General features: G+C 30.6%; 9 protein-coding genes. 5 read left to right on the top strand and 4 right to left on the bottom strand.

Annotated elements, in window-relative coordinates; genetic code table 11:
- Nucleotides 1-401 (bottom strand): DUF4159 domain-containing protein (locus HY951_10035; protein MBI5540385.1); only part of this gene is annotated, 401 nt, incomplete at its 3' end.
- Nucleotides 402-480: 79 nt separating this feature from the next.
- On the bottom strand, nt 481-2,868 hold the full coding sequence (locus tag HY951_10030) for an immune inhibitor A (protein ID MBI5540384.1): 2,388 nt from the start codon (nt 2,866-2,868) through the stop codon (nt 481-483).
- 217 nt (nt 2,869-3,085) lie between these two features.
- On the opposite strand from HY951_10030, the gene HY951_10025 reads away from it, so the two are divergent.
- The 4 genes from HY951_10025 to HY951_10010 all read left to right on the top strand — a co-directional run bounded on the left by HY951_10025 (nt 3,086) and on the right by HY951_10010 (nt 7,512).
- The gene (locus tag HY951_10025; protein MBI5540383.1) at nt 3,086-3,697 is read left to right on the top strand and encodes an OmpH family outer membrane protein; all 612 of its coding nucleotides are present in this window, start codon (nt 3,086-3,088) and stop codon (nt 3,695-3,697) included.
- 4 nt (nt 3,698-3,701) lie between these two features.
- Nucleotides 3,702-4,964 (top strand): glycosyltransferase, encoded by a 1,263-nt coding sequence (locus HY951_10020; GenBank protein ID MBI5540382.1) that lies wholly within the window; start codon nt 3,702-3,704, stop codon nt 4,962-4,964.
- A gap of 39 nt (nt 4,965-5,003) precedes the next feature.
- Nucleotides 5,004-6,956, top strand: a complete 1,953-nt coding sequence (locus HY951_10015; protein MBI5540381.1) for a sulfatase-like hydrolase/transferase — start codon at nt 5,004-5,006, stop codon at nt 6,954-6,956.
- Nucleotides 6,957-7,047: 91 nt separating this feature from the next.
- Entirely contained in the window at nt 7,048-7,512 is a 465-nt protein-coding gene (locus tag HY951_10010; protein ID MBI5540380.1) for a hypothetical protein, read from the top strand.
- A gap of 80 nt (nt 7,513-7,592) precedes the next feature.
- Here the strand turns inward: HY951_10010 and HY951_10005 are convergent, their stop codons facing one another.
- The gene (locus tag HY951_10005; GenBank protein MBI5540379.1) at nt 7,593-9,860 is read right to left on the bottom strand and encodes an NADP-dependent malic enzyme; all 2,268 of its coding nucleotides are present in this window, start codon (nt 9,858-9,860) and stop codon (nt 7,593-7,595) included.
- Between the two features lie 334 nt (nt 9,861-10,194).
- On the opposite strand from HY951_10005, the gene HY951_10000 reads away from it, so the two are divergent.
- Nucleotides 10,195-11,304, top strand: a complete 1,110-nt coding sequence (locus tag HY951_10000; GenBank protein ID MBI5540378.1) for a cysteine synthase family protein — start codon at nt 10,195-10,197, stop codon at nt 11,302-11,304.
- A 76-nt stretch (nt 11,305-11,380) separates the two neighbouring features.
- On the opposite strand, the gene HY951_09995 is transcribed toward HY951_10000, so the two are convergent.
- Nucleotides 11,381-12,385 carry a PorP/SprF family type IX secretion system membrane protein gene (locus HY951_09995; protein ID MBI5540377.1) on the bottom strand — a complete coding sequence of 335 codons (1,005 nt, stop codon included), beginning with the start codon at nt 12,383-12,385 and terminating at the stop codon, nt 11,381-11,383.
- Nucleotides 12,386-12,389 lie beyond the last annotated feature (4 nt).

Below are 12,389 nucleotides of genomic sequence, written 5' to 3'. Positions count from 1 at the left end.
AGCTCTACAAAATCTGATTCAGGGAAAACTTTTTTTATTTCCCTTTTTACAAATTCATTCATTCCATAATTATCATCAATATGAAGAAAACCCCCTGAAATGAGATAACTTCTTAAATTTTGCACTTCCTGTGGTGTAAAAACCACATTACCATGACCTGTCATGTGAATAAACGGATAGTTAAATAAATCGGGACTGCTTACTTCTACAGTTGCAGGTTCCGGGTTAATATCAGTTCCAATATTTTTATTGCAGAATTTAATAAGATTAGGTAATGATGTGGGGTTTGCGTACCAGTCGCCACCTCCATTGTATTTTAAAAGTGCAATTCGTACAGAGCTGTTCTGTGATTGAGTTAGTGAATAACAAAAAATAAATACTATTAAAATAAAAATTCTCATCAGAAGTAAAATTTGAATTTTGCAAAGTTATTAAAGAAAGCAGATACAATACAAACAATTAAATATAATTTAATATTCTTTAATCTTTTGTCAATTTTAAAGTCGTAATTTTATTTTCGTTTTCAATTTTTAGCAGATAAATACCTTTTGCAAATTTCTCTGTATTAAGATTTAATTCGTCTTTATTTGTGTAAGTATTGTAAATTGTTTTTCCTGTAGCATCAATTAAACTTATTTTAATCGGATTGTTTTGTTTGTTGTTGAGTTTTATATTTATTTCTGAATGAAATGGGTTAGGGTAAGTGGCTACTGTGTTTTCAATTTGATTATTGTTTGTTTCAGTTGATGAAGAAAGTACAGTAACTTTTATATCGTCGAAATAAAAACCATCAAAGTTTGACCAACTGTCACTAACTAATTTAAATCTTAGTTTAATATTTTGTCCAAGATAATTTGTCAGATCAATTTGTTCTTTTACCCATGTAGACTGAGTTCCGTCATAAAGCGGATTATCTAAATCCTGATTAGAATTTCCAGGATGGTTATATTTTCCGCATAATGGAGTCCATGTTGTGCCATTTGTTGATGCAAGAACTTCAACATAATCATATCCTGCTTCAATATCCCATTTTGCCCAAAATGACAGTTCTGCGTAAATAGCACCGGTTAGGTCAATATAATTTATGGTGGAAATTGTTTTATTAGCATTGTCGGTATAATTTCCGCTAGGTGAGTCGGTAAAACTTTTGGTAGGAGAGTAATAGCTTGTTGTTGTAGTATTCCATGTTGCAGAAGCTGTCCAGTTTGTCATATTGTTAGCAACATCGTTAAAAATATCTATAGGATTGCCATAAATTTTATTAATGGTATCTGAATAATAATATCCGTAAGAATTTTCAATTTTATAAACATAAGAAATTATTTGCCCCGGAGTTAATGATGGTAATAATGTTATTAAAATTGAATCTGATTTTGATTGTAAGAAATGCATGTTGTTAATTGTTACAGGTGTGCCAACAGATTGAATATTCAAATTTGTTGGAATAACCGAAACGGTAAAGGTAGCCGGTGTGTCAAGTCCTAAACTTTGAATGTTAAATTTTTGATAGCCTGAATTGCTTATGAATTTTGGGCTGATGTCGTTAACTGTTGCATATTTCCCTGCAAATAAAGCAAGATAAAAATTCATGTCGGCAAAAGATTTTGCAATAGTTTCTATTCTGTTAGATGCAGGCCAGAATCCGTCATTAGCATCACCTGCTTCCGGACCAAAGGCTATAATTTTATTTTTTGTAGTTTGTTCACCATAAAACCAGTCAAATGATCCTCCGTTTGCATTGTATCCAATTGTTTGATATGGTGTGCCATAAGCAAAACCATTATTTTTTGTCATTAAAGCTGAGTATTGTCGGTAAATTGCTGAATCGGGACTTAATTGATCTATATATCCCCATGGGTTTAGCAGTACATTGCTGTAACAATGATAATCGATTAATAATTTAAAATTATGACTTTCTGTAAATGCTTTCATTATCTGAGTTTCAGCTTCAGAAAATGCATTTGTTCCCCTATATGTTTCATCATTAATATCTATTGAAGATCCGATATTATCATATCCCCATTGGTATCCGTAGTTTCTGTTTAAATCTATTCCAATTGGAGAGCCACCAGTTTGCCTACAGTTTTTTCTGTGCATACCACCACCGCCTGGATTGGTTATTTCATTTAACTTATAACCATCTGGATTTACACATGGAATAAAATAAAGTTCTGTATTGTCAACAATGTATTTTACTGTTGAATTTGTATTGTAATTTTCGAGTAAATAATACATGTAAAAAAATAATTGTTGCATTCCCATTGGTTCACGTGCGTGTGTTAAAGCACTATAAAGTACTTCAGGTTCAGTTTCGTCAATACCCGGATTATCTGAAATTTTTACCATCCATAGTTTTCTGCCTTCTATTGTTGTAGTTGCACTTACTTGTTGTCTGACTGTAACTAAGTTAGGAAAACGCTGATGCATGCTGTCAAGTTCAGCCATTATTTCTTCAATTGAATAATATCCGGCAATTGAACCAAGTGAAAAGAATTGAGGAGTCTGGTATTTATCTACTGAACAAGCGACAGCATTTACACTTTTTTTTTTAGGTGCTTCTATACTTTCTTTTGATGATTTGTTTCTTTCTTCATAGAATTTTGAAACATCGTCAATCATAATTTCATATTTAAATCCATTGTCTTTAATTATTGAAAGCTCGCGTTCCGAGAAATCTGCAATAATATATTGATCTTTTTTTACCTCTCCGTTATCAACTGCTACTCCCAATGAAGCAAGTTTATTTAACTCGCCTTTTTGAAAGTAAACTTTTGCCTTAGAGTATTTTTGAGTTATTTGTGAATGTATGTCAGTTGAAAATATAACTGCTGAAATTAGCAGTGCAATTGAAATAAGAATGTTTTTCATAATTGATATTTTTACTCTTATAAAGATATATTGAAAAACTATACGTGGTTAAAAAATCCTAAAGATTTTTAAGAGTGCAAAATTTTATGTTGTTTTGTATAAAATTTAGAATGAAAACTATGAAATTACTATGTTTAAAATAAATTAAAGCAGAAATAATTTATTTTAAATGTCGTAATTCATTTGATCGATTTAATAAAAAATAAAAAACAAACGCATGAAAAACATTTCTTTAATATTAAATGCAATATTATTTATTGCTGTTATTATTCTTTTTGTATTGCACTTTAGCTCTAAGTCATCAAGTAACAAGGAATCTGCAACTGTGGTAAAAAAGACAACAGATTCTATTCCTGCAAATACTGATATTGCTTATATTAATGTAGATAGTCTGCTAAAGAAATATAATTTATATGAAGAACTTGAGAATAAGTTAATGGAAAAGCAAAAAGGAATGGAGTCTGACTTAAACAGAAAATCTGCAGCTTTTGAAAAAGAAGCAGCAGAGTTTCAGAAAAAAGTTCAGAATAATAGTTTTTTAAGTCAGGAGAGTGCACAGCGTCAGGAGCAGGATTTAATGGAAAAACAACAAAATCTTTACAAGTTAAGAGAAGATTTATCAAACGAGTTAATGCTTGAAAGTCAGAATTTAGAGAAACAATTATTAGATACTGTTACAAGTTTTTTAAAAGAATTTAATAAAGATGGTAAATACAGATTTATTTTAAATTCTGCTACTTTTCTTTATGGTAATAGTTATTTAAATATTACCGATACTGTTGTTGGAATGCTTAATAGTCGTTATCAGCCTGCAATTAAAAAAGAATAATACTATGCAGATTTTTGGGCATTATTTAGAAAAGCATGCCCTTTATTCTTCTTTTATAAAAGATAATCCTAATGATGATTTATTTTTGTCAATTGTAATACCGTGCTTTAACGAACCCGATATTATTGCAAGTATAGACAGCTTATGGGAATGTACAAGACCTGATTGTTCGGTTGAGGTAATTATTGTTATTAATGCTTCTGAAGATTGTAATGAGATTAATTTAAATCAGAATAAAATCAGTGAAAAGATCTTTGATGAATGGCAAAAATCTCACTCAGAAAATAAATTCAGATTTTATAAAATAGTAGTTAATGATTTACCCCAAAAAGATGCCGGTGTTGGTTTGGCCAGAAAAATTGGGATGGATGAAGCAGTAAGGCGTTTTAATTTAATAAACAAAAAAGATGGTGTATTAATAGGATTTGATGCAGATTGTAAATGCATGAAAAACTATTTGTGTGAAATTGAAAATATTTTCAAACAAGATTCAAAATTAAATGGCTGTTCTATTCAGTTTGAGCATCCTTTTGAAGGCGATGAATTTGACGATTTTACATATAATGCGATTGCTTCTTACGAACTTTATTTAAGGTATTATATTGAGGCATTAAAATTAGCAGGGCATCCATTTGCATTTCAAACAATAGGTTCCTCTTTTGCTGTTCGTGCAGAGGCTTATTGTAAACAGGGAGGCATGAATAAACGTAAGGCAGGGGAGGATTTTTATTTTTTACAAAAGATTATCCAGCTAGGCAATTATGCTGAATTAAATACAACAAAAGTTTTTCCATCACCACGATCTTCCGACAGAGTTCCTTTTGGAACCGGAGCTGCAATAGGCAAAATGCAGATCTCTGGAGATTCTAATTATATGACATACGATTTAACTGCATTTGAAGATATTGCTGATATTGTTGAAAAATCCTGTACATTGTTTGGAGCAAATGAAGAAAAAATAAAATCAGTTATTAAAGAGTTTTCTGTTCCAATGCAGAATTTTTTAAATGAAAATAATTTTATTCAGAATGTTGGCGAGATTAATTTGAATTCTAATTCACAACTTACATTTTCTCAAAGGTTCTTCAGATGGTTTGATATGTTTAAGGTATTGAAATATATGAATTATAGCCATCAGGGTTACTACAATCCTAAACCTATCTCAGAAGTTGCAATTAATTTACTTGAAAATTGCAATTGTATAACAAGTTGCAGGAATTCAAAAGAATTATGTGAGATTTATAGAGAAATCAATCTAAATTATTAAATCAATTTCTTAATTATATTTGCAATAAATTAATAAAAGGTGAAGCAAATTTTGAAATATATTCCTCAGTATTTAAGGTATTTGTTGGGGATGTATTTTCTTGGAGTATTAATTTTTACAATATTCAGAATATTTTTTGTTTATTCATCAAAAGAATTGTTGCCCGATTTTGCCGATGTTAATTCATATTTAGCAAAAGCATTTGCTATAGGTTGGCGTTTTGATACAGTAATTTCTTGTTATATTCTTGTATTTCCTTTTATTGTTTTATCGGTGTTAAATATGTTTAATGCGAACTCGTTAATAACAATTAGAATAATAAAATTTCTGACAGCGCTTATTTTTATTTTTGCTTTTATGCTTTGTGCTGTTGATATTCCTTATTTTAAATACAATTTTTCGAGATTAACTGTTGCAGTATTTAATTGGGTTGATACCCCTGATATGATGGTTAAATTTATTTTTTCAGAGTTTATTTATATCGTTTATTTATTTGTTTTTATAATAATTGCGATTGTATTTTCTTTATTAGCAAAGTATATTAGAATTAAAACATTGTTAAAGGCATATTCAGAAGAGAAACAATCGTTAGTAATAAAAATTATTTTCTTTGTTGTAATTGGGTTTGTTCTTTTTAATGGCATGAGGGGGCGTACCAGTGCGCCAATAAAAGAGGGTAATGCTTGTGTTTCATCTAATGCATTTATTAATCAGATTGGATTAAATCCTGTTTTTACTTTTGTTAAAAGCATGATGAATAAAATTGTATTTATGGACGATAAGTTAGCATTAGTAGAGGTTAGAAGGTATTTGAATATAACAGATTTTGATAAGTTTGATTCGCCAATTGCAAGAAGAGTTATTCCTGATAGTTTATTAAAGAAGCGAAATATTGTTATTGTTATAATGGAGAGCATGACTGCAGATAATCTCAGTCGTTTTGGAAATAAATATAACATTACACCTAATATTGATAGTCTGGCAAATAATGGTTATTCTTTTGACAATATCTGGAGTGCAGGAAAGCATACTTCAAATGGTGTATATTCAACTTTATATTCTTATCCTGGAATATGGAGTTTAAGATCTACAACAAATGTTGAAAGAACAGTGTATTCAGGCTTTCCCGGAGTATTAAAGCAATTGGGTTATAGTACAACATACTTCACAAATCATGGAACCAGTTTCGATAATATTGGCGAATTTCTTCCTGAAAATCATTTTGACAGAATAATTTCCCAGGGTGATTACTCTCAGGATAAAATAGTAGGAATGTATGGTGTTCCCGATCATGTTATGTTTGAAAAGGGGATAGAGGTCTTATCAGAATTATCTCAAGGTAATAGACCGTTTTTTGCAACATTTATGACTACCAGTAATCATGGACCATATATTATTCCTGATGGTATTAGTTTTAAAGCAAAAACAAATAAAATTGAAAAGCAAATTATTGAATATGCCGACTGGTCTATCGGATATTTTATGCAAATGGCATCAAAGCAGCCATGGTTTGATAGTACTGTATTTGTTTTTACAGGAGATCATGGTGCCATAACAGGGAACAATAAATATATTATTCCGTTGAGTTTTCATCATGTTCCTTTTATTATTTATTCTAATGAATTAATTACTGAGAGCAAGGCAGATCCTATTCTTGGAGGTCAGATTGATATATTTCCAACATCTATGGGAGTACTTAATGTATCTTATGTTAACAATACGTTTGGAATTAATTTATTTAAAGAAAAGCGTGATTATATTTATTTTAGTGAGGATAATAAATTAGTTTGTTTAAATAGCGATTTTATGTATGTTTTTTCGAAAGAGAAAGAGGAAAGTTTATTTAAACTAAAAGGTAATGATGTCTCAAATTGTATTGAAAAAAATAAAAATATAGCCGACAGTATGAAAAAATATATGTTTGTAATGTTGCAGTCAACACAGTGGATGATAGAACATAAAAAAACTAATGTTATACAATTCTCAAAATAGAAAGGTTAATAGTTATTAAAAATCGGCTCTATTTTTTTGATTGAGTATTTTGGGTTAATAAAATCATATCTTTGCCGCAATTTTAATATAAGTGAAGACATTAATCAATTTAAAGCCCGGAGTTTCTAAACGCTATCTTTTATTTGTGGCTGCAATAGTATGGTCATTTGCAGGGTTTAAACTGAATTCTATTGGTTTTGTGTTATTTCACCATATTCCGGGAATATTTGCATATAAATTAGCTGGTTGTATAATATTAGGTGTATTGTTTTTTATACTCATGTTTAAAAAACTCTCAAAGAAGCATATTATAAGAATTATCAATTTACCAAGCGAGAGACCGTTTATTCTTTTCTTTTTTAATTTAAGAAGTTATATACTTATGACAGTTATGATGACTTCGGGAATACTTACAAGAAAATATGAACTTTTACCAAAAGAATATATTGCTGTAATATACGTTGTAATGGGACTCCCATTACTGCTTTCATCTTTAAGATTTTACTATTATGGCTTTTATTATAATAAGTATAGTGAAATTTTAAAGGAGAAGTAGCATATTAATTTACATGAAGTAAGTTAAAAATAACAAAACCCGACGAAAGCCGGGTTTTGTTATTTTAATACTGCTTATGATTATTTTTTTTCAATTTGAGCATCAACAACTCCGATAGTAACCATATCAACAATTTCTCTTACTGAACTTGCAAGTTGAAGTACATGAACTGACTTCTTTAATCCCATTAATAATGGTCCAATAGCTTCCATTTGGCCCAATTCCTGCATTAATTTGTACACGATGTTACCAGCAGCAAGGTTAGGGAAAATTAAAGTGTTTGCTTCTTCGTTTCCAAGTTTTGTAAAAGGAAATAATTCATTTCGCATTTCAGGATTAATTGCAAAATTTGCCTGAAAGTCGCCATCAACTATTAAATCAGGATGTTGTTCGTGTAAGATTTTTACTGCATCCTGAACTCTTTTAGTTTCTTCGTTTGGTGTTGATCCAAAATTTGAATAAGAAAGCATTGCAATTTTTGGAGTAATATTAAATTCTTTAACTGTGTTGGCTGTTAAAAGTGTAATATCAACAAGGTCTTGTGCAGTTGGGTTAATATTAACTGTTGTATCTGCTAAAAAGTAAGGTCCTCTTGGGGTCATCAGAATATACATTCCCGCAACAATACGCACACCTTTTTGACGTCCGATTATTTCAAGAGCAGGACGAATAGTAGTAGGATATTTTCTGGTCAAACCCGAAATAAATACATCTGCCATGCCTTTTTCAACCATCATAACACCAAAGTAGTTATGAGTTCTGATAGCTGATTGTGCATCAATATAAGTAAGACCTTTTCTTTTCCTCATCTCAAAATAAGCAGCAGAAAAATCATTTCTTCTTGCTTCTTCCTCTTTCGATTTTGGGTCGATAATCTGAATTTTTCCTAAATCTAAATGATTTTCTTCACTTATTTTTGCAATTTGTTCTTTATCTCCTAATAAAATTGGAATTGCAATTCCTTCTTCACTAACTTCCTGTGCTGCTTTTAATATTTTGTAATTTTCTGCATCAGCAAAAACAACACGTTTTGGATCTTGTTTAGCTTTATGAGTAACCTTACGCATTAATTCATTATCTAAACCAAGTCGTTTTTTTAATTCTGCTTTATATGCATCCCAATCCTGAATTGGTTTTTGAGCTACACCAGAATCCATAGCAGCTTTTGCTACTGCAGGAGCAACTGTGTAAATTAAACGTGAATCAAGAGGTTTTGGAATAATATAATCTCTTCCAAATGAAAGATTTTTGGTGTGATATGCTAAATTAACAGTATCTGGAACACTTTCTTTTGCAAGTTCTGCCAAGGCCTTTACTGCAGCTAATTTCATCTCTTCATTAATACAAGTAGCTCTAACATCTAATGCCCCTCTGAAAATGAAAGGGAAGCCGAGAACATTATTTACCTGATTAGGATGATCGGAACGACCGGTTGCCATGATAATATCTTTTCTGGCTGCTATTGCATCAGCAAAAGAAATTTCAGGTGTGGGATTTGCCATTGCAAACACAATTGCATCTTTAGCCATTGAACGAACCATGTCCTGAGAAACTACATTACCTTTAGACAGACCTACAAAAACATCTGCATCTTTAATTGCTTCTTCTAAAGTATTTATATTTCTTTTTGAAGCAAATAGTTTCTTTTCGTCAGTTAGGTTATCGCGATCTGCTCTGATAACACCTTTGCTGTCAAGCATTACTATGTTTTCGTATTTAGCTCCTAATGCAACATATAATCTGGTGCATGAAATTGCAGATGCACCTGCACCATTAATAACTATACGAACTTTTTCAAGTTTTTTTCCAACCAATTCTACAGCGTTAAGCAAAGCAGCAGCAGAAATAATTGCTGTGCCATGCTGATCGTCATGCATAACAGGAATATTTAGTTCTTCTTTAAGTCTTCTTTCAATTTCGAAGCATTCAGGAGATTTAATATCTTCAAGGTTTATACCTCCAAAGGTAGGAGCAATTGCTTTAACTGTATTAACAAAATGATCAATTTCGTATGCATCAACTTCAATGTCAAAAACATCAATGTCTGCAAATATTTTAAATAAGAGCCCTTTTCCTTCCATTACCGGTTTACCTGCTTCTGGTCCAATATTACCTAGACCAAGAACTGCTGTACCATTTGAAATAACTGCAACTAAGTTACCTTTTGCAGTATATTTATAAACATCTTCCTTATTATCTGCAATTTTTAAACAAGGTTCAGCCACTCCAGGTGAATAGGCTAATGATAAATCTCGTTGTGAACTATATGGTTTTGTTGGGATAACCTCAATTTTACCAGGACGTCCTTTTGAGTGATAATCTAAAGCATCTGTATTCAATTTTTCCATAACATAGTTTATTTAAAAAATGGTTCTTGCAAAGTTGAAATTTTAAATTGGTTAATTCAAAAAATAATTTGGTAAAAAGTAAAAGTGTTGAGTGTTATTTGACATATTGATTTTCCTGTAATTGCAATTGTAAGTAATCCAATGAATTTGAAGACAATAATTTTATAAGTTTATTTTAATAATCTGTATTTATAAATTAACAACTGTTCATAAATTTATTCTTAAATAAATATTAATAAATCAGTATTATATGAAACAGTAAAACGATTTAGTTTAAAATTATTAGTTTCTGATATTTCAAAATCATATTTTTGAGGTCAATTTTTATTTTTTTATGCAGGATTATAAAAGTAGAATTAAAGATATTTCTTGTTTAATAGGAAATACTCCTTTGTTAGAAATTAATTTTGAATACAAAGGAAAAAGAAGAAGGATTTTTGCAAAAGCCGAGAATCTAAATATGACTGGTAGTATTAAAGATCGAATGGCTCTTCATATAATAAGCAAAGCCTACGAAAGAGGAATATTAAAACCTGGTAGTCCAATAATTGAAGCAACAAGTGGGAATACAGGTATTGCTTTTTCTGCTATAGGTAAGGCTTTGGGTCATACTGTTACTATTTTTATGCCCGACTGGATGAGTTCAGAAAGAATGAATCTAATAAAGAGCTTAGGAGCCAAGATAGTTTTGGTTTCAAGTGAAGAAGGCGGTTTTAAAGGCAGTATTGCAAAATCAATTGAATTAGCTGAGAAAACAAAAGATGCTTTTTTGCCTTGTCAGTTCTCAAATGAAGATAATGTTGAAGCTCACATGCTAACAACCGGACCAGAAATTTACTGGCAATTAAAATATAAATCATTAGAACCTGATGCATTTATTGCAGGTGTGGGTACTGGTGGAACAATTATGGGAGTTGGAAAATATTTAAAAAGTAAATTCGAGAACATTAAAATTTATCCTTTAGAACCATCAAATTCTCCTACATTAACCACAGGTTATAAGGTTGGTAAGCATAGAATTCAAGGTATTTCTGATGAGTTTATTCCTTCTATTGTAAAATTAGATGAATTAAACCATGTAGTAGCTGTTGATGATGGAGATTCAATTATTATGGCACAGAAACTTGCTTGCGAGTTAGGAATAGGTGTCGGAATTTCATCTGGTGCTAATTTTCTTGGGGCATTAAAAGTTCAGGAGGAATTAGGAGAGGATTCAATTGTTGTTACAGTATTTTCAGATGATAATAAGAAATATTTAAGTACAAATTTACTTTGTGAGGAAAGCGAAAAAAGCAATTTTATTTCTTCGGATGTTAAATTAACTAGCTTTAAAGCAATTAAAAGAGTTTGTCATGTTTGTTGTAATCCTGAAGACTGTGACGAGTTGAGAAATTTTATTACTCAACCCGAAAACCAGCTTCCATTTTGCCCTAAAAGAAATTAGATACTAATAAATAAAAGAGCCAGATAAATATTTTATTATATCTGGCTCAAAATAAATTTATGAAATTTCGGCTGTTTTAATGGATAATTGTTCTATTCACAGTTTTCTTAGCTTTTTGAACATAAATAATTGAGATTTCAAGCCCACCTCTACCATTAGTATATTTCTTTAGATAAGAAGTGTTTATGTCATAGCTTAATCTGAATACACATTGATTATATTTTAATCCTAAATGTATCATTACTGCATCTTTATTTCTATATGCTAATCCTGCAATTGTTTGATATGGAGTGTCATTTATTTTGTAATAGAAAAGAGTTGAAAATACTAAATCAGTTGCCTTTGCCTGAAACATCGTTAAAATATTTGGCTGAATGTACATTTGTTCGTTAATATGGTATTCACATCCTCCGGTTAAAACGTATCTGATAGGCATTCTACTTTTTTCTGAAGTAAAGGATTCGTTTGGCATTGTTACATGAAATAATGATAAACCTACATGTGGACTTACTTTAAGTCCGTTTTTCCGGTATTTATAATAAAATCCCATATTGGCATCAAATCGATAAATACTTTTATTTTCTAATATTTCACCACTTATTATATTTTCATCGTAAGAATTTGTGGCATATGAATATTGACTGTCAAAGATTAAGTTATCAACTTTAATACTTCTGTTAAATAACCCGATTTGCAATCCCCCGAAAAGATTATGTTCATTTTTCGGATCTAAAGTTATTTCATAAGCACCACCAACCATAAAATTTAAAGTGTTTAAAAAACCTGCACCAGATCTTGTATTCAACAAATAACCACCTATTCCAAATCCTTTGTATGGCATGTCAAAACTTAAAAGCTGGTTATTAAATGGCTTGGTAGCAATTCCTCGCCATTGAGATCTGTAACTAGTATTTGCCCTCCATGCAAATTCATCGCCCCACGACATTCCGCAGAGGGCTGGATTTAATGCCTGTAAAGTTGCATCAAATTGCGAAAAATGATGGTCTTGTGAATAAGCTTTAGTGAAAAGAAATATGCTTAATATAAAACATATACCGAATATTATTTTATTTGTTTTCATAATT

It is taken from the genome of Bacteroidia bacterium (genome assembly GCA_016218155.1).
Classification (GTDB): Bacteria; Bacteroidota; Bacteroidia; order Bacteroidales; family GWA2-32-17; genus GWA2-32-17.
Note: the sequence above shows the minus strand (reverse complement) of the source record. Positions and strands in the feature narration are given on the sequence as shown.